Here is a 23,107-nt window from a genome sequence, read left to right as displayed (position 1 = left end):
CGGAGGAATTAGGAATTAATAATTCGGAATTGACTGTGGATAATTGGGAAGGGAAAAGTTTTCCCTCTTCCTCATTTTTACTCATCTTTCTTTCCTCTGGAATCTCTCACCATGCCTGTACTTAGGTCGGTGATGGGGAGTTTATACTGGCAACCTAATAGAACACTGAGAACCGACAGGATCGATTAGGATTTCTTCAATGCGAATAGCGCGTTTAATTTTGACATTTTGCAAATACTCGATAGGGTCATCGGCATTAAATACAGTGCCGTCAAATAACTCAATATTGCGGCGAGCGCTCCCAACATCGGGCATACCTAATTGCCGGACTGCTTCTCCAAATACATCAGGTAACAAAACTCGCTCTAAAATTTCTACCCAATTTTTCGGGAAAGGCACAATGCCCCAACGAGCCATCTGAGCCATCACCCACAGCATCTCAGTACGGTCTGGAAAATTAGTTTTGTCAACGTAGAATTGGTTGAAATTCAACAACATTTCTGGTTCATCTTCCGTGCCAGAATCATAGGCATCAATAAAGCCAGGGCGAATATGTTCTACTGTAGAACCAACGTATTGTTCTTGGGAAAGCAATTCTAAAATCTCTTCACGGTTGCGTTTATCATCGCAATATTCGCAGGCTTCTAAAAGTGCTTTAACTAGAGCAATATGAGTTTGTGGATACTTGTTTGCCCACTCTTCCGTCACGCCCAAAACTTTCTCAATATGTCCCGGCAAAATATCTAAAGAACGGGCCATGACAAAGCCAATATCTTCATTAACAGCGTGGGAGTTCCAGGGTTCTCCGACGCAATAACCGTCAATATTTCCTGCTTTCAAATTGGCTAACATTTGCGGCGGCGGAATCACTGTTAAACCCACATCGAGATCGGGGTCGATATCACTGGAAGCTAGCCAGTAACGCAGTAGCAGGTTGTGCATGGAACTGGAATGCACTGTAGCCAAGGTGTGAACTTTGTCGGGAGTTTGTGCGATCGCTTCCTTGAAATCAGCTAAATTTCTAATTCCCTGACTATATAAATGCTTACCGAAGGTAATCGCATTGCCGTTGCGAGATAGAGTTAAAGCTGTACTTACGGGGGTTGGTGGGTTATCGTCTAAACCCAGAGTCATTGCGATCGGCATTCCTGCAACCATTTGGGCTGCATCTAAACGGCCGGCTGCAACTCCTTTCGCGATCGCTTTCCAACTAGGTTCCCGCGAAAGAGTAACTTCTTCTAAACCGTGCGCTGCAAAGAAACCTTTCTCTTTTGCTACTACTAAAGGAGCGCAATCTGTGAGAGGAATAAACCCGATTTCTAGGTTCACTTTTTCTAAGCCATTCTTAGCAATAACTGCCGGCTTGCTAACCTTACGCTGCTTCACTCGTTTCTGCTGGTTTAAGAAATAAATCATTTCATTTCGCAAAGCGTAGTAACTGGGATGATTTACTACTTCCATCCGGTGACGAGGACGCGGAATTGGCACTTCTAAAATCTGCCCGATTTGTGCTTCAGGGCCAGTAGTAAGCATGACGATCCGATCTGATAGCAATAACGCCTCATCAACGTCGTGTGTCACCATGATCGCAGTAACGCTGCTTTCTTCACAAATTTTCATCAATTGCTCTTGCAAACCGCCGCGAGTTAAGGCATCCAAAGCACCGAATGGTTCATCTAGCAGTAGCAATTTAGGGCGGATGGCGAGAGCTCGCGCGATCGCAACTCTCTGTTTCATTCCCCCAGAAATTTCTCCCGGTCGCTTATCAGCAGCGTGTCGCAATCCCACTAAATTAATGTGGTGTTCGATAATGCTTTTGCGTTCGCCTTTGGGCTGATTTTTGTAAACTTCATCGACAGCTAGAGCGATATTTTCTCGCACTGTCAGCCAAGGTAACAGGGAGTAATTTTGAAATACTACCATTCTATCTGGCCCCGGTTCTCGCACTTCGCGGCCTTCTAAAATTACGCCTCCCTGACTGGGTTTGTCTAAGCCGGCGATGATATTCAGCAAGGTAGATTTGCCACAGCCAGAGTGTCCGATTAAGGAGACAAATTCTCCTTGTTTAATCTTGATATCAATGTTTTTGAGAGCAATGTATTTTCCCCCGTTAGGCAGGTCAAATACGCGGTCAACGTGGTCTACTTCAACAAATACTGACATAATTGGTAATTGGTAATTGGTAATTGGTAATTGGTAATGGCTAATGGCTAATTGCTAATGGCTAACTTGCTAATTGCTGATTGCTAATTGCTGATTGCTAATTTGGTAATTTGGAGTTGTGAAATTAAATATTTAACTCAAAACTCTTTTTTGTCCATTAGCCATTAGCCATTAGCCATTAGCCATTAGCCATTAGCCCGTCTTATTTGTGTTCTTCAGGCACAACTTTGGAAGCGATGAAACCAACCAATCTATCTAGTAATAAACCAACAATACCCACATAAATCACTGCTAGAATAACGTGGCTGAGACGCGAACTGTTGTAAGAGTCCCAGATAAAGAAGCCAATACCCACACCGCCAACTAGCATTTCAGCAGCAATAATTGCCAACCAAGATAAGCCAATTCCAATCCTCAATCCAGTGAAAATATACGGCACCGCAGAGGGGAATAGAATTTTTAAGAAATACTTTTGACGGGGTAGTCGTAGCACTCTGGCAACGTTTATGTAATCTTGAGGTATCTGCTGTACACCCACAGTTGTATTGATAATAATTGGCCAAATTGCCGTAATTAAAATCACAAACAAGGCCGAAACTTCACTGGTTGTAACCCCCATGCCTTCAAAGGGATTAAATTGTTGAAATGCCCCCAGAGAAATAGGCAACCAAGCTAAAGGTGGAATCGTTCTCAACACCTGAAAAATCGGGTCTAAAGCGTCAAACATTAAAGAATTAGTGCCGATTAGTATTCCCAGTGCTATGCCTAGAATTGCTGCTAAAGTAAAGCCGATGGCTACCCGCTGCAAGCTGGCTAAAAGTTGCCAGAATAAACCTTTGTCAGTACCGCCATTATCAAAGAAAGGATTAAGGATGAGATTCCCACTTTCTGAGATCATTTTAATCGGCCCTGGCAAAGTAGAATTGGGGTCGTGACAGACGATTTGCCAGATTACCAGAATAACTGCGAGGGCCACCAGCGGTCTAATTATTTTTCTGCGGTTATTCTGAACAAAAGAAATAATAGCATTTACTGGGTTATTGCCTTTTGAAATTCGCTCAATGTTTGTTGCCATACTTGGTTAGTGGTTAGTGGTTAGTGGTTAGTTGTTGCTAATGGTTAACTGTTAACTGTTAACAATTACGCTTTCTTAATTGCCAGACTCTTTAAATATTCTTCCGGCTTTTCTGGGTCAAACTTAATGCCATCGAAGAAGGTTTCTACACCGCGAGAAGTGGTTGTAGGAATCTCTGCTGCGGGAACTCCCAATGCTTTCGCTGCTTCTTTCCAAATATCTTCGCGATTTACTTTGTCAACTATCGCCTTGAGGTCTGTATTAGCAGGAATATTACCCCAGCGAATATTCTCAGTCAAAAACCAAGTATCGTGGCTCTTGTAGGGATAAGAAGCATTATCTGCCCAGAATTTCATTAATAATGGACTGTTTGCTTCTACTCGCCCAGTACCGTAGTCAATCTGACCTTTAATGCGACCTACAATATCTTGATTGGCAACTTTTAACCACTTATCTTCGGAGATAATCTTGCTCATCTCTTCTTTATTTTCTGGTTTCTCGCACCACTGCTGAGCCTCTAAAACTGCCATTGTAATTGCCTTGGCAGCTTTGGGATTTTTATCTACCCAATCTGCTCTTAAACCCAGCGCTTTTTCTGGGTGATCTTTCCAGAGTTCACCTGTGATTAAAGCTGAATAACCAACCTTCTGAGTAACCAATTGAGCATTCCAAGGTTCCCCGACACAAAAAGCTTCCAGGTTGTTGACTTTCATATTAGCAACCATTTGTGGCGGTGGCACAGGAACTACTGAAACGTCGTTATCTGGATCGATACCACCAGCAGCTAACCAATAGCGCATCCAGAGGTCGTGAGTACCACCTGGAAAGGTAGTACCAAACTTCGAGTCCTTAGTTAAGGATGATTTCAGCGCTTTGCTGTCAGTACCTATCTTTAAATCTAGGTATTTTTTGGAAAGGGAAATTCCCTGACCGTTAGTATTTAACCGCGCCAGAATATACATCGGGATTGGCTGATTTCCTTTAGTGATTGTCCCTAAAGACATCATGTAAGGCATGGGCGATAAAATGTGCGCTCCATCAATTCCACCGCCACTAGAACCTAGTTCTAAGTTATCGCGAGTTACGGGCCAAGATGCTTGTTTAGCTACTTGCACATCTTTCATGCCGTACTTTTCAAACAAACCTTTTTCTTTGGCAATAATTAGCGGTGCTGAGTCAGTTAGGGCAATGAATCCTAATTTAGCTGTTGTAACTTCTGGAGCATCTGCGGGGTTGATGTTAGCGGCGGGTACGGCTGAAGGAGAGGTACTTGCAGCGGGACTGCTGGAAGCATTTGTAGAACTATTAGAACCACAACCATGAACGAGTAGAGTAGCTGCGGCGGTTGTTCCAGCGGTGACGATAAATTTGCGGCGGGAAAGTTTGCTCATTATTTTTGTTAGTTGTTAGTTGTTAGTTGTTGCTTGTTAACGGTTAACTGTTAACTGTTAACTGTTAACTGTTAGTACAGCAATTTGCTGGGCATTGAAATGTTCGATTAATAGTTGCCGCAAAACTGGTTTTAGGTCTTCGCAAGGAATACCTTTTTGCACACAACTACCGAGATGGGCATCTTTGCCAACTGTGCCACCCATATAGATGTCAACTCCTTCTAATGTTTTGCCGTTTTTGCGGACTTTTGTACCGAGTAAGCCAATGTCTGCAACTTGCGGTTGAGCACAGGAATTAGGGCAACCAGTCCAGTGAATTCTTACTGGTTTGGGGAATGATAATTCTGCTTCTAATTCTTTAATCATTGCTAAGGCGCGATTTTTGGTTTCAATTAATGCGAAGTTGCAAAATTGTGCGCCGGTGCAAGAAACTAATGCTCTAGTTAAAGGGTCAGGATTGACGGAGAAACGCTGGAGTAATGGTTCTTGGAGGAAGGTTTCTACTCGTGAATTGGGTACGTTGGGAACGATCGCATTTTGCTCAACCGTAAGTCTGATTTCGCCGCTACCGTAAACATCGGCCATCCTGGCTAAGTCAAACATATCTGCTGCGTACAGCCGCCCGACGGGAATATGGAGGCCGACGTAATTTAATCCGGGCTGTTTTTGCGCGTACACGCCGATGTGATCGCGCTTATCCCAGAGGATTTCATCTTTGGCTGCGGCTGTTTGCAGGGTGCGATCGAGTTGTTTTTCGACTTCGGCGCGGAATCCATCGAGTCCTAATTCGTCAATTAGCCACATCAGGCGGGACTTTTGGCGGTTGGCTCTCAGTCCGCGATCGCGATATACGATTAATATAGCTTCGCAAAGATCGACGACATCGCTGGGTTCAACCCAAGCATTGAGGGGAATGGCCGCGTCGCAGCGTTTGGCGGAGAAAAAGCCGCCGACTAAAACATTGAAGCCGAAAGTGCCGTCTTTAAAAGCAGGGATGAAAGCGATATCGTTGATTTCCGCGTGTACCGAGTTATCGCGACAACCTGCGATCGCAATGTTAAATTTTCTCGGCAAGTTAGTAAAGGCTGGATTGCCTTCGCCGCCGTTGGTGATCTTATCTTGAACTTGGCGGCACAACTCCCGCGTGTCGTACAACTCATCACCATCTAATCCTGCCACTGGTGAACCAGTGATGTTGCGAACATTATCCATCCCTGACTGAATGCTAGTCATCCCAGCCTCTTTGAGGCGACGGAAGATGTCTGGCACGTCTTCGATGCGAATGCCTCGCAGTTGGAGGTTTTGTCTAGTAGTGATGTCTGCGTTGCCGTCGTCGCCGTACCGCTGCACGATTTCACCTAAAACTCCCATTTGATTGCTAGTAATGATGCCGTTTGGCAACCGCAACCGCATCATAAATTTGCCAGGAGTTACTGGCCGAAAGAATATCCCTAACCATTTGAGGCGATGATCGCGATCGGTTTCGTTCATTGCTTCCCAGCCGATCTCAGCGAAGTGAGCGAGTTCGGCTTTGAGCGCCAGACCATCTTTCTCTGCTTTTAATTTTTCAAATTTGTTAACACCTGCTTGCGGTTCTGCTGTCTGTGTCACTGGTGTACCCTCGTTGGTTACTTGGTGGGGAGCTATTTTGGGGATGTAAAGGCGGGTTTTTGTGCTAACCTTAGTGGTTATACTTAATTAAAACCGTATATTTAGTTACTCAACTTCAATTTCTTTGGGGTTGAGAAATCCTTAATGTACATGGGTTTGGTCAAGGTTACGGAGAAGTATTAGTCAGTAGAAAGTATCAATTACTACCGTTTTGTTGCTCTCTGTTAACTCTTGTTACGCAACACTGTAGGGTGCAGATCGAGAGTTGTTCGTAGCTAATGTTACAGAATATGGAGTTTTATGAAGTTTTCGGATAATTGCGATGCACTTTCTGCATGGACAGGCCTAGTAGTGAGGACTGAGTGCGATCGCGGCCTGAATACACAGTTAAATTGGTAATTGGTAATTGGTAATTGGTAATTGGTAATTGGTAATTGGTAATTGGTAATTGGTAATTGGTAATTGCTAATTGCTAATTGCTAATTGCTAATGGCTAATTGCTAATTGCTAATGGCTAATGGCAGTACCTACGCAATTGAAAACTGCTATAAAATTGAAGGGAATTTAAAAAGCAAAGTAACGGAGAAAAATCTTATGACTACAGAGCGCTGGGATGATGATAGACTAGACCGCTTAGCTAGCATAGTAGACAGTAATGCTCGCGTCATTCAAGCTCTAGCAAATGTGTCAGCAGAGGCAAGGGAAGAACGGCAGCAGTTATTTCAAAGGATGGATCAACAGCAAACAATTATTGTTCAACAACAAGAGGAGATTCGTGGACTCCAAACTGAGAATCGTCGCATTCTTGACATCCTCCTAAATCAGCATAATCTCTGAGTGCGATCGCGCCTGGTTTTGACAGAGGAACAGCGACAATACCTTTACCGGCAAAGTCTCCGATATCCATAAGCGATCGCACAGTTAAATTACTAAGGATTATTTATCACCAAAAACCTCACCCACCGCCAACCGAGTGCCATTGGCAAAATCCCATCCAGACTGAACTTTTTTCCCCGCTAACTGCACCTCGCGCAACAGCAATAAACCTTCCCCTGTTTGCACAATTGGCCCCAAATTTTTGATAACTTTTACAACTTCTCCATACTTCCCAGAAAGCTCAGATAAAGTTGACCAATCTTGCTCTAAACGCCGCAAATCGGGCGGCAATTTTAACCAATATTCAGGGCCAAGAGGTGCAGTAGCACTGATTTTTGCAGAATTACCGCGAAAACTGGTAACACAGTCGGGGAAAAATCCTCTAATTTGATCGTGAAGCGCGATCGCACTCTTTGACCAATCAATCACATAATCAGGATTTTTAATCAGCGGCGCATAAGTTGCCTCAGACGCATCTTGAGGAATCGCTTCTACTTCCCCTTTCGCTAATTTTAACACAGTTTCTACTAATAAGTCAGCTCCCAATTCCGACAATCTTTCTGCTAGTGTGGCAGCATTATCCAAAAGAGTAATTCCTGCAAAAGCTTTCAATAACATTGCCCCAGTATCCATACCAGCATCCATTAACATTGTGGTAATTCCTGTTTCCTTTTCGCCGTGATACAGACACCACTGAATCGGTGCAGCACCCCGATATTGAGGCAATATTGAGCCATGAACGTTGATGCAGCCTAACTGAGGCATATCCAGAATTTCTTGAGAAAGGATTTGGCCGTAAGCTACGACGACAAAAATATCTGCTTCGGTTTGTTTTAGTAAAGATAGTGTCTCCGTATCTTTCTTAATCCGCTGAGGTTGCCAAACTGGGAGATTGTGAGCCACAGCAGTTATTTTAACAGGAGAAGGTATTAATTGATTACCCCGTCCTCGGCGTTTATCTGGCTGAGTAACAACCGCCACAACCTGAAAATCTGGATGATTTAGCAAATTTTCTAAACTGGGAACTGCAAACTGGGGAGTGCCAAAAAAGACAATTTTCATGATAATTGTTAATGGTTAGTTGTTAGTTGTTAGTTGTTAAGGGTTAGTTGTTAAGGGTTAGTTGTTAAGGGTTAGTTATTAATGGTTAGTTATTAATGGTTAGTTGTTAGTAGTAGGGTGGGCGCTGCCCCAGAAACCGGGTTTTTGAGAGAATCTGTGGGTCAAAACAAAGTATTTTCGTAAAAAACCCGGCTTCTTTGTTTAGGTGCGTAAGTCCCGTATTAGCCATTAGCAATTAGCAGTTAACAGTTAACAGTTAACAGTTAACAGTTAACAGTTAACAGTTAACAGTTAACGCAGAGGAGCGATCGCAATTTCAATCCGGCGGTTACGCTGACGATTTGCATCCGTTGTATTTTCCACCGACGGGCGACTTTCTCCATAGCCAATCGCCACCCAGTGATACTTATCCCCAAGAGTCTTAGATAAATACTGCCCCACTGCTTGAGCTCTGGCAAACGACAGATTTTGATTGTCCTTAGCTTCCCCAGTATCGTCAGTGTGGCCAGCAATGCGAACAGTAGCACCCTCATAGTTTTGCAAATCTGCGATCAAATTATCCAAAATTACGTTCGTTCCGGGACGCAGGGCGCTACTACCAGCCTCAAACAAAACATCGCTGGGGAGTGTCACCATCAGTGCATCCCCACTAAATACAGAACTGTTCTCAGCACTAGATTCATCAGCATTATTAGCTTTATTACCCGGAATTGGACTACTATCCTTACCAATAGCAGGCAAAGCAGGACTCGGTACTGCGGCAGATGCCGATGTCCCTAACTCCTGCGACATCAATTCCAACCGCTTTTCCAGAGTTTCCGTAGGCTTACTACTGCCTAATTGCGTCTCCAGTGCGGCCGTGCGACCGATCAGTGCATTTAACTCCCCTTGCAACTGTTTCAAGTCTGCTTGCAGTTTTTGCCTTTGTGTAGGGCTCAATTGCGAACTCGAAGCTGTTGAGATTGGTGAGGGAAGAATCGGACTGGGAGTTCGAGATGGGCGTTTCGGGCCCCCAGCGAGATTCTGAAATTGGCGCAACAATTTTTCACTTAGAGGTATTTCAGTTCCCGCAGATGGGTAGATTTGCGCGGCCCCTACCCCCAAAGCCCACGCAAAACCGCTCCCTACCCCCAGCAGCAGTAGTCGAAATATCAACGATAGTACAAACAAGCCTGTTCCCGGCGACTTAGGGGCGGGACTCCGGGCGGCTGAAAATTTCTTTGGTGAAGATTTCACGGTTTTTCCCTTTCCGTCCACGTACCATTTCAATCTGCTATATACATAAGGATAATGGATTGCACGCTTGGGAGCCTCAAAGTTAAAATGTGCTGTCTCAAAACTGAATAGCTCAATGGTCGCAGAACTCACCTGCTCAGAACATTTGAGCATTTAACTACATTGATTTCGGCTTTATTACTACTTTAGTTGTTGCTTGCGAGATTCCCAGCGTGTTATTCCTGCGCTTTTGCCGATATAACATCTAAGATTATCTACCCCCCCACCTTCAGCATCGGCTCCAAGTGTTAACAAACATTTTCTCGGTGAACCTACCATGATTGAACCAACGGTGCAGATCGACCCTTTAAATAGCCCTCATCCCATCCCTTGGGAATGGATTGTGGCTACCCACGCTGAAGTTAGCTCAACAGTGGGATCTGGTGTACGCTACTATCGCAGCCCCTCATTAATTTCTAGTAATGGCGAGTATGCCGCGTACAGCCGGATTCAAATGCAAGTGCAGCGAGAGTTCTACCGCTGTCGCGCTAGCACTGTTATGTTTGTGGAAAATCTGCGGACAGGGGAGTTACAAACGGTGATGCCTTCTTCGCCGTTGGCAGATCATCAGTTTTGCGCTCCTGAAGAGTCGGATCTGCCGGGGGCGATGGCGATTTTGATTCCGGTTTCTTGGAATAAAACTGGCGATCGCATTTTGGCACGGGAATTTGAAGCTATCTTTAGCGCATCGGATATGTCGGACTACGCGGTAGTCTGGGACAGCAATCAGAATCGCACCCATACTATTGCCCCTGCCGGGAGTTTGTACACTCATGCCGTACTCTTGGGTTGGAGTCAATCTTATCCCGATGAAGTGCTTTTCCGCGCTGGTAATCTTGGCGATCGCTCTTGGCCTGTTTGGGCTGTTGATTTGGGGGGGCGAACTGTCGCTGCTAACCACGATCAACCTCAAGTTTTCCACAGTCAAGTTAGCAATGCCTGGGCCGGGCCGCAGTTGCATTTTTAGATTTTAGGTTAACGGTTAACTGTTAACTGTTAACGGTTAACTGTTAACTATTTTAATTTTGTGACTTATGACTGTTCAACAATTAGATATTAACGACTCTAATCTGGAACTTTGCGATCTAATTTTCCAGCGAATTGCTACAAGTTCCGATCGGCAAATTACTTTTGCTGAATATATGGATTTAGCACTCTATCATCCGCAGCATGGTTACTACACTACTAATGAAGTAAATATCGGCAAACACGGCGACTTTTTTACCTCGCCTCACTTGGGTTCTGACTTTGGGGAAGTATTGGCAGAGCAGTTTGTCCAAATGTGGGAGATTTTAGCCAAACCTAACTCTTTTATTATTGTAGAAATGGGGGCAGGTCAAGGGATTTTAGCTGCTGATATTTTAGCATATCTGCAACGACAATATCCAGATTTTTTCCAAGTATTAGAATATTTGATAATTGAGAAATCAGCGGTACTCAAAGCAGAACAGCAACAAAGATTAACTGAGATAAAATCTGTCAGGTGGTGCAATTGGGATGAAATACCTACTGGTTCGATTGCTGGTTGTTTTTTCTCTAATGAGTTAGTGGATGCGCTACCTATCCATCAAATTGTTGTTGAGAAAGGTCAAGTCAAGGAAGTTTATGTTACTGCTGAGACTCAGGTACAAGAAGATGGAAAAATAGAAAGAAAGTTTGCTGAAGTTATCGGTGAAGTTTCTACAACTAAAATTAGTGAATATTTTAATTTAGTAGGAATAGATTTATCTGCAAGTGCCTACACTGATGGTTATCGCAGTGAGGTTAATTTGGCAGCTTTGGATTGGATTGCTACTGTTGCTGAAAAATTGCAACGAGGGTATTTGTTAACGATTGATTACGGTTATCCAGCTCACCGCTATTATAATCCAAATCGTCGAGAAGGAACGCTACAATGCTATTATCACCATCAACATCACAATCATCCTTACCTATACGTGGGGAAGCAAGATTTAACATCTCATGTTGATTTTACGGCCTTGGAACAACAGGGAGAATTGTACGGATTGGAGTTAGTAGGATTGACTCAGCAAGGTTTGTTTTTAATGGCTTTGGGTTTGGGGGATCGTATTGCGGCTCTTTCTTCAAATGATGCACAGGTGTTAGATTTGGCAGCATTTTTGCGGCGGCGGGAGGCGTTACATCAATTGATCGATCCGATGGGGTTGGGGGGGTTTGGGGTTTTGGTGCAGTCTAAGGGTTTGAGTGAGGAGGAAAGGGGATGTAAACTTAAGGGTTTTATTGTGCCGGAGTAGTGATTATGATTAGTTAATCCCAGATGGTTAGCTTAATTACTAGGATTATCCCCGCGATCGCGATCGTTGAGAAGGATATCGAGAATACGAATAGTCTCTGTTCTCAAACCCACAATCTCTGCCTGTTGTTGAGCAATTATTTCTTGCTGTTGGGCCATTGATTGAAATAACTGCTGCCGTTCTTCTCTTGCTTCTGTTGCTACATTAGCTAGAGCTTGAATGACACGACTATTACTTTCTATGAGGCGATCGTGACGTTCTAAAATTTGTTCGTGGCTCTCGATCGCACGAGAGTGAATTTCTGCCGTACTTGCCAAACTGTCTATCTTGGTGGCCAAACGGTCTAGCATTTCATCATTCCAGCGTTGCGTACTCATAGTTTTCGATTTTTAATACTTATTCTTCATATTAACAAAAACTTTGAGCGATAAAAAGATATCCACCAAATTTTCAAGATAAAATTTAACGCAGAGCATTGCGAAACTCTACTACAGCATCGTGTTGATCGGGAATATTAGCACAGCGAACTAATAAATCAATATCTAAATTTGGCAAGAATCTGCTACCTTCAATTCGCTCATAATTATCCCCGTGTAAATAGTAGAACGAAAGCCTACTTTTTTCCCAAATCCATACTTCAGGAACTCCTAAACCCCGGTAAACCTCCAGTTTATCGATACCGCCACTGGTAAGATTAACTTCAATGGCAAAGTCAGGAAACTCTTTAACACTACCTACGCAGTAACACTCATCTGGTTCTAATGCCCGTTCTTTGGCTTGTTTTCGATAGGTAGTAGAACCATAGCCATAGATCCTGGTATTTGTTTCTAGCGAGTAGAGTTCAATCAAACGGGCGATAACTTTTTTGATTAATTCATGTTCCTGTGATGGCATAAAAAACTCCAGAGTTCCTTCTAGATAAGTCATTCTCAATCCGGCACAATCATCTAAATTTGTGCGGACAATTTCGTACTGTTCCCAGGTAACTCCGTATAAAGTTATACGCTGTTCAACAACTTGACTAACAGTTTTTTCAATGACTTCTAAGTTCATAACTAATCTCCTTTCAGGTATTTTTGATACTATCAATCTGACAACGCAACTCTTCTGCTTTTTCCAATAAGTTTGATTGTCCGATCGCACTCTGTTCCTTAGTTGCCATCCACTTTAATTTTACCTCTTGACTTTCTGCCTCTTCATCACCTATAATTAAACAAGCAACAGCACCACTGCGATCGGCTCGTGCAAATTGTTTCTTAAAAGCACTACCGCTCAAATCTATCTCGACGCTAAACCCTAAATTCCGCATTTTTTGAGCTAATAAAACTGCTTGAATCTCAGCGCGATTGCCCCTTGAAACTATATAGAAATCTAACGCATTAGTAGGTGCAGGTTGCAACTGCTGTAACAGTAAAATTAACCGTTCTAAACCCATTGCCCAACCCACCGCAGGCGTATCTGGGCCCCCTAATTCTTTTACTAAACCGTCGTAGCGACCACCACCGCACACTGTTGCTTGCGCTCCTAAATCATCGGATATAATTTCAAAAGCCGTGTAGGTATAGTAATCTAAACCTCTCACTAATCGCGGATTTAACTGATATTTAATCCCCAAATCGGTTAACATTTGCTGCACTTTTTCAAAGTGGCGGCGGGAGGTTTCCCCTAAATAATCTAGAATGCTTGGTGCATCTGCTGTAATTTCCTGGGTGCGAGGATTTTTACTGTCTAAAATCCGTAGGGGATTGCGAGTTAAACGGTCTTGCGAATCTTGGTCTAATTCTTCTTTATAAGGTGTTAAATAATCTATCAAAGCTTGACGATAACTCTGCCGATCTTCCTTATTTCCTACTGAGTTTAAATCCAGCCGTAAGTTCGTTAATCCGATAGTTTTAAGGATATCAGAAGCAATCGCAATTACCTCTACATCCGCCCTCGGATCGGCACTTCCTAACACTTCAACTCCAATTTGATTAAATTGCCTCTGTCTTCCTGCTTGCGTGCGTTCGTAACGAAACATTGGGCCCGTATACCAAAGGCGCTGCACGTCACCTTGAGCGTATAAACTATTTTCAATAAAAGCTCGTACTACTCCGGCTGTCCCTTCTGGACGTAGCGTAGTTGAGCGATCGCCCTTATCCTTAAAAGTGTACATTTCTTTGCCGACGACATCCGTAGCTTCGCCAATACCGCGCTCAAATAAAGATGTCTGCTCAAAAATCGGTGTCCGAATTTCTCGATAAGCAGCTTTTGCCAGAATCTCTCTAGCAATTGCTTCTAAACGCTGCCAATATCCAATTTCAGGGGATAAAATATCCCGCGTTCCGGGTAAAGTTTTAATTGTACTCATTTTGCAATTTTTAGATTTTCAGGACTAAACGTAACGCCGCCTTCTAGGCGGTAAAATAACCGCCTAGAAGGCGGCGTTACAAAGTTATTTTAGAAGTTCTTGAGTTATAAGTTTTTAGTGTTAATTATAAATTTAACTCTAAATTGTGTGAGGGCGGGTTTTGTACAAATATTGTTCGCTTGTGGCAAGATTTACTGCTAAACTCGCTCCTACAACTAACTCCCTACAACTCAGAACTTAACACTTAATTAAGCTTCGCTGCTGTCTGCGAGAGTATCATTTCGCTCCCACAGACCAAAGCGATCGCTATAGTAAGTTAATATTCGATCTATTTGCTGGCGAACCCCTGGTTCGACATCTTCAGAATACTGTATCCACAACCCCGCTACTTGGCTTTGACTGTAATCAAACTGCTGTGACTGTTGCGGAATTAAACCAGTTTCTACCCCTTCTACTTGACGCAGATGGGCCGCGACCTCTCGATATATTGCCAGCGGTAATTTTGGGCAACAAATTTTATACCGCAACTTTTTTTCCTGTGCCGTCTGTATCATCCCTTTGCCTGTGTTCAACCTTCGCTGTCTAGAATACTCCTTTATCGACCGGCGCTGGTAGAACGCAGCAATTGATATTATCGAAACATACCTTTCCCCACTCCATAGCCCAGCGCACGAGTGCTACTCTGTTGCCAGTGGCCGTTTTGGTGAGGATATTGCTCATGTGGTTATCGACTGTACGCTTGCTAATGTCCAACTTGTCAGCTATTTCTTGATTAGTCAATCCAGCAGCCACTAATTCTACTACTTGTAGTTCTCTGTCCGAAAGGGTGACAGAAGTGTGAGACACGCCAATAGCCATAATTTTTTTCTATCTCTGCATATTTACCTATCTATAATTTTAAGGGTATATCGGTACAACACCCCCTGTTGTAGTAACAATACTTAGCGATCGCACAATTTTGGGAGCCCTAAGTCGGTTTGGGCGATCGCAGATATCAGTAACTCTGATAAGATAGCGATCGGTGCTTAAAAAAGCTGGCAAAAAAAGTGACTTATCCTCGCGTTCTGTGCCTCGGTGAAGTTTTGTTTGATTGTCTAGCGGATCAGCCTGGGCGATCGCTAGAACAGGTAGAATCTTGGACACCCTATCCTGGCGGCGCTATTGCTAATGTGGCCTGTGCTTTAGTTAAATTGGGGACTAAGGCGGGATTTATCGGCGCTGTGGGCGCAGATGAACTGGGCAACTCCCTGGTAGAATTGTTGGCAGAGGTTGGTGTTGATACAGCGGGAGTACAGCGACACCCGACAGCACCGACACGGGAAGTTTATGTGGTACGCTCGGAGTCGGGCGATCGCGAGTTTGCTGGTTTTGGTAAATTGAACGCCGCAGAATTTGCCGATACTCGCCTCCAAGCAGCACAAATACCGGAAGTGTTGTTTGAAAATGCTGAGTTTTTAGTCTTAGGAACTTTAGAACTAGCTTATCCTGACAGTCGCGCCGCGATCGCGCGAGCGATTAAATTGGCAGAACAATATGATGTTAAAATTGTTCTTGACATCAATTGGCGTTCCGTATTTTGGCCAAACCCCGAACAAGCTAAACCTCTAATTAAAGAACTATTAAAAAAAGTCGATTTTCTCAAACTTTCAGAAGAAGAAGCTCAATGGTTATTTGACACTACCGATGCGGGTGCAATTACTTACCGTCTCGACTCAGTGGAAGGGGTAATTGTAACTGCTGGCGAAGCTGGTTGTGGCTATTGCATTTCTCAAAATGAAGGCAAACTTCCGGCTTTTAATGTAGACGTTGAGGATACTACTGGTGCTGGCGATGGCTTTGTTGCAGGCTTTGTTCACCAGTTATGCCAGCATGGAATTCACAGCTTAGAAAAATCAGAAATTGTGAAAAAAATTGTTACCTATTCGAGTGCAGTGGGTGCAATGGTAGCAATGAAACCAGGCGCGATCGCATCTCAACCTAACGCCGCAGAAGTAGAAGCCTTTTTGTATTTACATAAAAGCCTTTAATATCATGTCCGGTTAAATACTTGTCATTGCGAGTTCCGCGAAGCAATCACAGAGACTAGGCGATTGCTTCGGGATTGCTTCGTACCCTCAGATTGCTTCGTACCTCGCAATGACAGATAGTAAGTAATTTGCCGGACATGATATAACTCTTAATATTACCATATTTCTCGTAAGGTGGGCGCTGCCTTTAATTTATGGCTAATACTAAAGACCTATAAAAGCAGCGCCCCTCCTACATTAACTCTACATGAACTCACGGGGGTCAGTTACATAGCCAGTCAGCGCAGATGCGGCCGCTGTATAAGGTGAAGCTAGATAAACTTGCGCTTCTTTATTCCCCATCCGGCCAGGGAAATTTCGATTAGTTGTAGAAACACAAATTTCTGGTTCATTCAACCGCCCAAAAGTATCTTTTGGCCCGCCTAAACAAGCTGCACAAGAAGGTGCTGCGGGTTCGATACAACCAGCAGCTAAGAAGATTTCCGATAAGGTTTGACCTTCATGTTTAATGGTAAACAAATCTTCGTAAACCTTCTGAGTTGCTGGCACTAAATAAGTGGGAACTTTGACTTGATTTCCTTTAATAAGTTTAGCCGCATGGAGGAAATCGGAAGTTTTGCCGCCAGTACAGGAACCGATATAAACACGGTCAATTTTTACATCGCGGCAATTTCTGGCTAAGTCGCGGTTGTCGGGAGAATGGGGTTTAGCAACTACTGGTTCTAATTGGCTGACATCGTAAGTGCGATCGCTATAAAATTTAGCATCGCCATCGGTGTAAACTGCCTCAAAAGGTTTCGATGTCCGCGCGCGAACGTATTCAAATGTTGTCTCATCTGGGGCAACTGTACCATTTTTACCGCCAGCTTCGATCGCCATATTGCACAGCGTCATCCGTTCTTCCATTGTCAAACGTTCCACTGCTTCGCCCGCAAATTCCATCGTCCGGTAATTCGCACCAGCAACGCCAATATCGCCAATTATTTGCAAAATTAGGTCTTTTGCTAACAAATAATCGGGCATTTCGCCATTGAGGACGAAGCGCATAGTCGCGGGTACTTTAATTAGCAGTTTACCCGTACCCAGAATAAAAGCAGCGTCAGTGTTGCCGATACCGGTGGCAAATTGTCCGAAAGCGCCGGCGTTACAGGTGTGGGAGTCCGTACCAAAGAGGACTTCGCCGGGGCGAGTGTGGCCTTCTTGGGCGAGGGCGACGTGACAAACGCCTTTGTAGTCGGGATTTGCCTTAAAATTGGAGCGATCTGTGATGTCGTAGAAGTATTTAATGCCTTGTTCGCTGGCAAATTCGCGGAGAATATCGACGTTACGGTTAGCGCGTTCGTCGTTGGTGAAGATATAGTGGTCGGGAATTAGAACGATTTTTTCAGTGTCCCAGACTTTGGCATCTGCACCAAATTCTCGTTTGAATACGCCGATGGTACCGGGGCCGCAGACATCGTGGGTCATTAGCAGGTCTACGTCAACCCAGATGTTTTCTCCTGGTTCTACACTAGGCCGCTGAGATGCTTTGGCTAAGATTTTTTCCGTGAGGGTCATTCCCATATCGCGATCGCTCTTTTTTGATACTGGCTATCTGTATTGTACGAAAGATATTCAGATTATAGAATCTAAAGAGTTTCTCTAAATTTCTGAGAAATTCAAAAGGGCAACGGCGAGATGAGCGATCGCACAGAAGCAAGTCTAAGTCAGGTTAAGGGTTGAAACTGAAGAGCCGATGTTGTAAGCTGTCGGCTATATAAGCGTTTGGTTGCAGAATTGGAATAGCGATCGTTTTAGCTAGCTATGTGCTAAACCATCTCATTCTGGAGGAAAACAATGTTTTTGCAAATCTTGCCAATCTTGCCGATTGTGTTTATTGGACTTTGTTTTGTATGCTTCGTCATCCCTCGTCGTGCAAAAGCTGAAATTAAGAATTTTCTGGATAGAAATACGACAATTGCCGATGAAAAAGCTTTGAATGAATATAAGTATCTTGTACGAGAGCTTATGCACCTAACTCTTACCATGATTGGAGTTATTTGTAGTCTTCTGTTTGTATTTGCTATCCTCGTTTGGTTCAAGGGTATGTTAGCTGTTCCTTTAATTTCATTTTTTGGACTTGCTATTGCTTTTAGTTCATCCAAAGAGATGGGTAAGCTTGAGAAGCAGGTACAATCGCTTAGCTGTGCAAACCGCAATCTTCAGAATCGTTACCAGAAAATCACTAAAAGTTGGATTAACGACACTCTGCCTAACTTTAAAATATCAGGTGATTCAAAGCTATTATCTCAGAAAAAATTAGCTGCTGCTTACCGCGCTGTATATGCCGTTGGAGTTCTAAGCATTTTTCTAGGATTAGTGGCAATCTTTTTCAGAGAAAAGGTTCCAGAAGGAATAGTCGTAGCAATCTTCTTTTTCGCTTTCGGTGCATTGTATATACTTCTAGGCTTTTTTGTACAGCGCAAGTCGATTATCGCTTTGGGTATCGCAGTAGCGTTTATGGTAATGAACGCCGCCACTGGGATCTATAATTTGTTTCAAACAGGCGATGTGAGAGGTTTAATTATTCCTGTTGTTTTCTTCACCCAGACATGGCAAGGGTTTAAAGCTATCCAAGAACTGAAGCGACATACCTAACGCAGTAGTTAAGTTAACCTATGCGGTACTTTAAGATTTTATGGCTAATATTCAAGGCCGATAACATAGGCATTATGCAACTTCCTTGATTGATAATTCTATGCCATCGACAACAGGTAAAGGCAACTTTTGGGAAATCCGCAACAAAATCCAATCTTCTAGAACCTCTCCCAATTCTTCTCTACAAGTTTCTAGTGTATCTGCTAATGCCCATACGCCTTGAAATCCGGGAATTTCCCCGAAAAAAGTACCGTCATCTGCCAAAATCTTGTACTTACCTTTATGCAGAGCGGCTTGGATATATTTTGTCAACATAACAAGTATTTTTTAGTTCCATGAAAATAGTATAGCTGAATTTCTGAAATGAAAAAAGCGATCGCCCATCTTTCAATAAAGAGCGATCGCGATTCCATAACCTACTGACCGCAGCAATATTTACCATTTGAGTCATAGCAAGTCTTCGGGCAAGTAGTAGAACTTAATAGCATTTTTTTTACTTCATTTCCACCACACCCTGAAGTACGACTGGCAGCTACAGACAACAGTGAATTAGACGCAAATGCGAGAATTGCTACTAACAAGAATTCTGAAATAATAATGCGTTGCATTGCTTTGCTCGTTTCTCCTTGAGTTTTAGTTGCTTAATAAAGGAAGAAGCGAGCCGGCCGACTCTTTTTGCGCTATCTAGAATTTCAACCTCCACATTTCAATCATGCGGGAAGTACCAAGGCTTAAAAGCTCAATCTATGGTTCAGTATTTATTCAGGATTTGGTTCAGTTGCGTCTCTAGCAACGATCTCAACGGTTCACTGTTTGGCTCACCACTCAGGTCATCGCCTTTTGAAAATATCTGCTACATATTGAAAATTTATTCAACAATACAAAATCGCTAAGTGCCATGAAAAACAAGCACTTAGCGAATTACTAACTACGGATTGGTAAAATTATGAGTAGCATTTATATAGGAAAATGCTGAGATGTAAAGATATAAGCGATCGCATAGATCGCTGAGACTCAAAATCGGTTAAAATGCTGAGTAAAAAGAACTCTGGCAGAGGAAAACAATGGTAAGTTCACTTAGGGTGTCCAAAGAAGGCCTAGAAATCGTTGAGCAAGCCAGAAAAAAGAAAGGCTGGACAAAAACCGCTGCTGCTTGGTGTCAAGCAGCTTTCACTACCGAAGCGACATTGAAGCGGTTTTGGCGGCAAGTACCCATTCAGCAAGATAGTTTTATTAAAATTTGCGAAGCAGTAGGCGTAAACTGGGAAGATGTACTTGACAAAACTCTGTCCCCCGGAACCCTGCGCGTAGACTGGGAAGAGCCAATTGATGTATCAGTTTTCTACGGCCGGACTAAAGAACTTGCAGACCTAGAAAACTCAATTTTGAAAAATCGGCTGGCCGTACTGACAGGGATGGGGGGAATCGGGAAAACGGCTTTAGTTGGCAAGGTTTGGGAAAAACAGATAAAAGGTAAGTTTGACTACACAATCCAGCGATCGCTCTCTACTTCCCCTCTCCTACCAGAACTCCTCAAGGATATTGTTGAATTTCTCTCAGATGGCGAACAGCAAGAAGGCGGAATTTCTCAACTAATGGAATATTTACGAAAGCAACGCTGTCTGCTGATACTCGATAATGTAGAAACAATTATGAGTATAGGCACAAATGCTGGAAACTTTTGCCCAGAGTTTCAGGATTATTCCGAGCTAATTAAACGAGTGAAATCTGAGCAACATAAAAGTTGTTTGCTAGTTATGAGTCGCGAGCGACCACAAGATGCAATCTGGCTTAGAGGAGAAAAAGTTGGCTTCTTAGCACTGTGTGGTTTGAAGAAAGAAGCACAAGAATTACTGAAAGAACAAGGTTTATCAGGTAGTGAGAAAGATTTGGAAACACTTAATACACTTTACGGCGGAAACCCTGGCTCGTTAAAGCTAATTTCTTCACTAATTCAAGAATTATTTAATGGGATAGTTCTGAACTATCTAAAATCTGGTACTATTGTTGTTGTTCTTAAAGAAATTTTAGAACAGCACTTTTCGCGCCTGTCAGACTTGGAAACACAGATTATGGTTAAGTTAGCAGTTAATAGCGATCCTAGTTCGCTATCACTCTTGGTAGAGGAGATATCGCCGCTATCAACAGCAGAATTAATGCAGGCTGTGAAATCTTTAATTGACAGAGCGCTGATTGAAAAAAGTTGCACAGAGGTTGACGACGTTACGTTTACACTCCAGCCGGAAGTCAGGAAGTACGTTAAAAGAAAGTTTGTTAAATAGATTTCGATCTCCAATATCTGACAGCAGTTACAGCTACAATCAGGGTGTATAAATTATGAGCTACTGCATTAATCCTAACTGTTGTAAACGTCAAAACGATGAATCAGCGCTAGAGTGTGCTGCTTGCGGAAATCCAATGATACTATATAATGAAGGTAGATATCGTTTGACTAAACCTCTAGGAAATGTAGATAGAACACACGCTTATGAAGTATTTGAAGCTAAGCACTTACACCGCAATACATTAATAATAATAAAAGTTTTAAAGAGTGAAGAACCTGAGTGGATCAAACGGTTTGAACAAGAAAAAAGTATCCTTAGCGATTTTAAAAATTTAGGGCTTCCCAAAATTGAAAAACAATTTAATGTGACGCTCAAAAACGGTCATGTTTTACGCTGCTTAGCTATGGAAAAAGTTAATGGTGATAACTTGGAGGAATGGTTACAGAAAAAAAAGAAAAAGAATAATAAATTTCAAATTACCGAAAGAGAAGCAATTTCTTGGCTGAAACAAATGGCTGAAATTCTTGATAAATTACATCAAAGGAGTTTTTTTCACAGAGATATTAAGCCCAGCAATATTATGGTCAAAAAAATTAGCAATCAAGTGGTTTTAATTGACTTTGGTGATGCTAGAATGGTGACAGGGACGGTTGTTGATCCTAATAAAGATGTAACATCAGTTTATTCACATGGTTATACTGCCCCAGAACAAATGAAAAGGCGAGCTGTTCCGCAGTCAGATTTCTTTTCCTTGGGGCGTACATTTGCTCATTTACTGACTGGCATACATCCTGATGAACTTCCCACCTCTTCAAGGAATGAAGATAAACTGATCTGGCGAGACAAAGCTCCTCAAGTTGTCTCAAAAGAATTGGTAAAATTAATTGATGACTTGATGGAGCCTTTAGTTAATAAGCGACCTAAAAACACTCAAGAAATTTTACAGCGCATTAATGAAATTCAATATCGACCTATACCAAAATCTGTTTTAATCGGTGCAGGTTTTGGTATAGGTGTTTTAATCGGGATTTTAATAGGCGCAGCGGGAATGTATTGGTATTTAAGCTTGAGGATTGACGAAAGCTTGAGACAACCCGAATCTAAAGTTTTTGTTCAATAAAGTTGCAGTGTTAAATAATAAAGTTACAGAAATTACGTACTTTAACGGTGTAGCAAGGTTTGGGGTTTGCTTCACTATGTTCGCAATGACACAATTACGTTATCGGTCAATAGTCGTGATTAGCTAATCCTAAATATTTAATACCTTCTGGCGTGACTTCAAACCGACAAGGTAAAACCTCCACACCCTCCAGAATTGCCTGTCTTAATAACTCGCCATAAACGCGATCGCAACTATCCCCAGGCGCAAAGTCAGTACAGTCCCCGCGATTAATAAAATACAGCATTACCGCTCTCGCACCCTGTCGCACTACCTCCATTAATTCTCTCAAATGCTTTTGTCCTCTCTCTGTTACTGTATCAGGAAATAAAGCCAATTCTCCTTGGGCAAAAGTAGTATTTTTTACTTCTAAGTAAATCGGAAAATCACCGCCAGTAAGCAAAAAATCTATCCGACTTTTTTTATCTTTACCATAAGCCACTTCTGGCAAGATTACGCTATAATTGTCTAATGGTAATAATTGTGATTCTAAAGCTAATTTGACAACTCGATTTGGTAAGGCAGTATTAATTCCAACCCAAGTTGGAACAGTATCGCATACTTGAATTAATTCCCAAGTATATGCTAATTTGCGTTTAGGATTGTCGCTGTGGGATACTAGCACGGGATTATTAGGAATACAAACTCCTGTCATTGGGCCAGTATTCGGACAGTGTGCGGTGATTATTTCTCCAGAAGCTAGTTCAATGTCAGCGAAAAATCGCTTGTAACGCTTGATTAAAATGCCGGGATATAAAACGGGATATTTATAAATAAAATTTGTCATTGGTAATTGATAATTGGTAATTGGTAATATTAGCCTATTAATATTGTTTTTGGTTTGTCATTGCGAGCAAAGCGAAGCAATCGCATAGGCTACTATTTTTGTGGGTCATTGTTCACTATGCCAGGACTTACCCACGATTACGTAACGCCGCCAT

23 protein-coding genes are annotated in these 23,107 nt (G+C 42.7%); 7 read left to right on the top strand and 16 right to left on the bottom strand.

Annotated elements, in window-relative coordinates; all coding sequences use genetic code 11:
• Positions 1-141: 141 nt before the first annotated feature.
• From PY364_RS07575 to PY364_RS07560, 4 genes are all read right to left on the bottom strand, one after another.
• Entirely contained in the window at positions 142-2,163 is a 2,022-nt protein-coding gene (locus tag PY364_RS07575) for a nitrate ABC transporter ATP-binding protein (RefSeq protein WP_275521632.1), read from the bottom strand.
• A gap of 202 nt (positions 2,164-2,365) precedes the next feature.
• Entirely contained in the window at positions 2,366-3,238 is an 873-nt protein-coding gene (ntrB, locus tag PY364_RS07570; RefSeq protein ID WP_275521631.1) for a nitrate ABC transporter permease, read from the bottom strand.
• Positions 3,239-3,303: 65 nt separating this feature from the next.
• On the bottom strand, positions 3,304-4,629 hold the full coding sequence (locus tag PY364_RS07565; RefSeq protein WP_275521630.1) for a CmpA/NrtA family ABC transporter substrate-binding protein: 1,326 nt from the start codon (positions 4,627-4,629) through the stop codon (positions 3,304-3,306).
• A gap of 57 nt (positions 4,630-4,686) precedes the next feature.
• Entirely contained in the window at positions 4,687-6,240 is a 1,554-nt protein-coding gene (locus PY364_RS07560; protein WP_275521629.1) for a ferredoxin--nitrite reductase, read from the bottom strand.
• A 594-nt stretch (positions 6,241-6,834) separates the two neighbouring features.
• Here PY364_RS07560 and PY364_RS07555 point away from each other — a divergent pair.
• Positions 6,835-7,077: a hypothetical protein gene (locus PY364_RS07555; RefSeq protein ID WP_275521628.1), complete on the top strand. Its 243-nt coding sequence runs from the start codon at positions 6,835-6,837 to the stop codon at positions 7,075-7,077.
• Positions 7,078-7,176: 99 nt separating this feature from the next.
• Here the strand turns inward: PY364_RS07555 and fmt are convergent, their stop codons facing one another.
• Both fmt and PY364_RS07545 read right to left on the bottom strand, forming a co-directional pair.
• On the bottom strand, positions 7,177-8,178 hold the full coding sequence (gene fmt / locus PY364_RS07550) for a methionyl-tRNA formyltransferase (RefSeq protein ID WP_275521627.1): 1,002 nt from the start codon (positions 8,176-8,178) through the stop codon (positions 7,177-7,179).
• A gap of 291 nt (positions 8,179-8,469) precedes the next feature.
• Complete coding sequence (locus tag PY364_RS07545) at positions 8,470-9,414, bottom strand: OmpA family protein (protein ID WP_275521626.1); 945 nt, start codon at positions 9,412-9,414, stop codon at positions 8,470-8,472.
• 316 nt (positions 9,415-9,730) lie between these two features.
• Here PY364_RS07545 and PY364_RS07540 point away from each other — a divergent pair, with 316 nt between their 5' ends.
• The gene (locus PY364_RS07540) at positions 9,731-10,420 is read left to right on the top strand and encodes a hypothetical protein (protein WP_275521625.1); all 690 of its coding nucleotides are present in this window, start codon (positions 9,731-9,733) and stop codon (positions 10,418-10,420) included.
• Positions 10,421-10,487: 67 nt separating this feature from the next.
• Positions 10,488-11,708 carry a class I SAM-dependent methyltransferase gene (locus PY364_RS07535; RefSeq protein ID WP_275521624.1) on the top strand — a complete coding sequence of 407 codons (1,221 nt, stop codon included), beginning with the start codon at positions 10,488-10,490 and terminating at the stop codon, positions 11,706-11,708.
• A gap of 32 nt (positions 11,709-11,740) precedes the next feature.
• On the opposite strand, the gene PY364_RS07530 is transcribed toward PY364_RS07535, so the two are convergent.
• The 6 genes from PY364_RS07530 to PY364_RS07505 form a co-directional block, all read right to left on the bottom strand.
• The gene (locus tag PY364_RS07530) at positions 11,741-12,085 is read right to left on the bottom strand and encodes a hypothetical protein (protein ID WP_275521623.1); all 345 of its coding nucleotides are present in this window, start codon (positions 12,083-12,085) and stop codon (positions 11,741-11,743) included.
• A gap of 85 nt (positions 12,086-12,170) precedes the next feature.
• Positions 12,171-12,761, bottom strand: a complete 591-nt coding sequence (locus tag PY364_RS07525) for a Uma2 family endonuclease (protein ID WP_275521622.1) — start codon at positions 12,759-12,761, stop codon at positions 12,171-12,173.
• Between the two features lie 13 nt (positions 12,762-12,774).
• A complete protein-coding gene (gene hisS / locus PY364_RS07520; protein WP_275521621.1) occupies positions 12,775-14,058 on the bottom strand; it encodes a histidine--tRNA ligase in 1,284 nt (427 codons plus the stop codon).
• Positions 14,059-14,306: 248 nt separating this feature from the next.
• Positions 14,307-14,612, bottom strand: coding sequence for a hypothetical protein (locus PY364_RS07515; RefSeq protein WP_275521689.1), 306 nt, complete (start codon positions 14,610-14,612; stop codon positions 14,307-14,309).
• Between the two features lie 28 nt (positions 14,613-14,640).
• Positions 14,641-14,916 (bottom strand): helix-turn-helix transcriptional regulator, encoded by a 276-nt coding sequence (locus PY364_RS07510; RefSeq protein ID WP_275521620.1) that lies wholly within the window; start codon positions 14,914-14,916, stop codon positions 14,641-14,643.
• Between the two features lie 39 nt (positions 14,917-14,955).
• A complete protein-coding gene (locus PY364_RS07505; RefSeq protein WP_275521619.1) occupies positions 14,956-15,099 on the bottom strand; it encodes a hypothetical protein in 144 nt (47 codons plus the stop codon).
• A gap of 5 nt (positions 15,100-15,104) precedes the next feature.
• On the opposite strand from PY364_RS07505, the gene PY364_RS07500 reads away from it, so the two are divergent.
• On the top strand, positions 15,105-16,085 hold the full coding sequence (locus tag PY364_RS07500) for a carbohydrate kinase (protein WP_275521618.1): 981 nt from the start codon (positions 15,105-15,107) through the stop codon (positions 16,083-16,085).
• 243 nt (positions 16,086-16,328) lie between these two features.
• Here the strand turns inward: PY364_RS07500 and PY364_RS07495 are convergent, their stop codons facing one another.
• The gene (locus tag PY364_RS07495; protein ID WP_275521617.1) at positions 16,329-17,648 is read right to left on the bottom strand and encodes a 3-isopropylmalate dehydratase large subunit; all 1,320 of its coding nucleotides are present in this window, start codon (positions 17,646-17,648) and stop codon (positions 16,329-16,331) included.
• A 273-nt stretch (positions 17,649-17,921) separates the two neighbouring features.
• Here PY364_RS07495 and PY364_RS07490 point away from each other — a divergent pair, with 273 nt between their 5' ends.
• Complete coding sequence (locus PY364_RS07490; RefSeq protein WP_275521616.1) at positions 17,922-18,722, top strand: hypothetical protein; 801 nt, start codon at positions 17,922-17,924, stop codon at positions 18,720-18,722.
• Positions 18,723-18,794: 72 nt separating this feature from the next.
• Here PY364_RS07490 and PY364_RS07485 read toward each other — a convergent pair whose 3' ends face one another.
• Together PY364_RS07485 and PY364_RS07480 are read right to left on the bottom strand one after the other, a co-directional pair.
• Positions 18,795-19,037, bottom strand: coding sequence for a type II toxin-antitoxin system HicB family antitoxin (locus PY364_RS07485; RefSeq protein WP_275521615.1), 243 nt, complete (start codon positions 19,035-19,037; stop codon positions 18,795-18,797).
• Between the two features lie 101 nt (positions 19,038-19,138).
• Positions 19,139-19,330: a hypothetical protein gene (locus tag PY364_RS07480; protein WP_275521614.1), complete on the bottom strand. Its 192-nt coding sequence runs from the start codon at positions 19,328-19,330 to the stop codon at positions 19,139-19,141.
• 456 nt (positions 19,331-19,786) lie between these two features.
• Between PY364_RS07480 and PY364_RS07475 the strand changes: the two genes are divergently transcribed.
• Both PY364_RS07475 and PY364_RS07470 read left to right on the top strand, forming a co-directional pair.
• Complete coding sequence (locus PY364_RS07475; protein WP_275521613.1) at positions 19,787-21,004, top strand: NB-ARC domain-containing protein; 1,218 nt, start codon at positions 19,787-19,789, stop codon at positions 21,002-21,004.
• A gap of 55 nt (positions 21,005-21,059) precedes the next feature.
• On the top strand, positions 21,060-22,127 hold the full coding sequence (locus PY364_RS07470) for a serine/threonine-protein kinase (protein ID WP_275521612.1): 1,068 nt from the start codon (positions 21,060-21,062) through the stop codon (positions 22,125-22,127).
• 106 nt (positions 22,128-22,233) lie between these two features.
• On the opposite strand, the gene sfsA is transcribed toward PY364_RS07470, so the two are convergent.
• Positions 22,234-22,953: a DNA/RNA nuclease SfsA gene (gene sfsA, locus PY364_RS07465; RefSeq protein ID WP_275521611.1), complete on the bottom strand. Its 720-nt coding sequence runs from the start codon at positions 22,951-22,953 to the stop codon at positions 22,234-22,236.
• Between the last annotated feature and the right edge of the window lie 154 nt (positions 22,954-23,107).

Source organism: Kamptonema sp. UHCC 0994 (assembly GCF_029167235.1).
Classification (GTDB): domain Bacteria; phylum Cyanobacteriota; class Cyanobacteriia; order Cyanobacteriales; family Microcoleaceae; genus Kamptonema.
This window is presented reverse-complemented; position numbering and strand designations above follow the sequence as displayed.

Excerpts from the sequence above, each read along its gene's own strand:
- ntrB (WP_275521631.1), bottom strand. The coding sequence starts at position 3,238 with ATGGCAACAAACATTGAGCGAATTTCAAAAGGCAATAACCCAGTAAAT.
- PY364_RS07565 (WP_275521630.1), bottom strand. The coding sequence starts at position 4,629 with ATGAGCAAACTTTCCCGCCGCAAATTTATCGTCACCGCTGGAACAACC.
- PY364_RS07535 (WP_275521624.1), top strand. The coding sequence starts at position 10,488 with ATGACTGTTCAACAATTAGATATTAACGACTCTAATCTGGAACTTTGC.
- PY364_RS07530 (WP_275521623.1), bottom strand. The coding sequence starts at position 12,085 with ATGAGTACGCAACGCTGGAATGATGAAATGCTAGACCGTTTGGCCACC.
- PY364_RS07540 (WP_275521625.1), top strand. The coding sequence starts at position 9,731 with ATGATTGAACCAACGGTGCAGATCGACCCTTTAAATAGCCCTCATCCC.
- fmt (WP_275521627.1), bottom strand. The coding sequence starts at position 8,178 with ATGAAAATTGTCTTTTTTGGCACTCCCCAGTTTGCAGTTCCCAGTTTA.
- PY364_RS07490 (WP_275521616.1), top strand. The coding sequence starts at position 17,922 with ATGTTTTTGCAAATCTTGCCAATCTTGCCGATTGTGTTTATTGGACTT.
- PY364_RS07480 (WP_275521614.1), bottom strand. The coding sequence starts at position 19,330 with ATGCAACGCATTATTATTTCAGAATTCTTGTTAGTAGCAATTCTCGCA.
- PY364_RS07495 (WP_275521617.1), bottom strand. The coding sequence starts at position 17,648 with ATGGGAATGACCCTCACGGAAAAAATCTTAGCCAAAGCATCTCAGCGG.
- PY364_RS07555 (WP_275521628.1), top strand. The coding sequence starts at position 6,835 with ATGACTACAGAGCGCTGGGATGATGATAGACTAGACCGCTTAGCTAGC.
- hisS (WP_275521621.1), bottom strand. The coding sequence starts at position 14,058 with ATGAGTACAATTAAAACTTTACCCGGAACGCGGGATATTTTATCCCCT.
- PY364_RS07470 (WP_275521612.1), top strand. The coding sequence starts at position 21,060 with ATGAGCTACTGCATTAATCCTAACTGTTGTAAACGTCAAAACGATGAA.
- PY364_RS07575 (WP_275521632.1), bottom strand. The coding sequence starts at position 2,163 with ATGTCAGTATTTGTTGAAGTAGACCACGTTGACCGCGTATTTGACCTG.
- PY364_RS07525 (WP_275521622.1), bottom strand. The coding sequence starts at position 12,761 with ATGAACTTAGAAGTCATTGAAAAAACTGTTAGTCAAGTTGTTGAACAG.
- PY364_RS07485 (WP_275521615.1), bottom strand. The coding sequence starts at position 19,037 with ATGTTGACAAAATATATCCAAGCCGCTCTGCATAAAGGTAAGTACAAG.
- PY364_RS07510 (WP_275521620.1), bottom strand. The coding sequence starts at position 14,916 with ATGGCTATTGGCGTGTCTCACACTTCTGTCACCCTTTCGGACAGAGAA.
- sfsA (WP_275521611.1), bottom strand. The coding sequence starts at position 22,953 with ATGACAAATTTTATTTATAAATATCCCGTTTTATATCCCGGCATTTTA.
- PY364_RS07515 (WP_275521689.1), bottom strand. The coding sequence starts at position 14,612 with ATGATACAGACGGCACAGGAAAAAAAGTTGCGGTATAAAATTTGTTGC.
- PY364_RS07475 (WP_275521613.1), top strand. The coding sequence starts at position 19,787 with ATGGTAAGTTCACTTAGGGTGTCCAAAGAAGGCCTAGAAATCGTTGAG.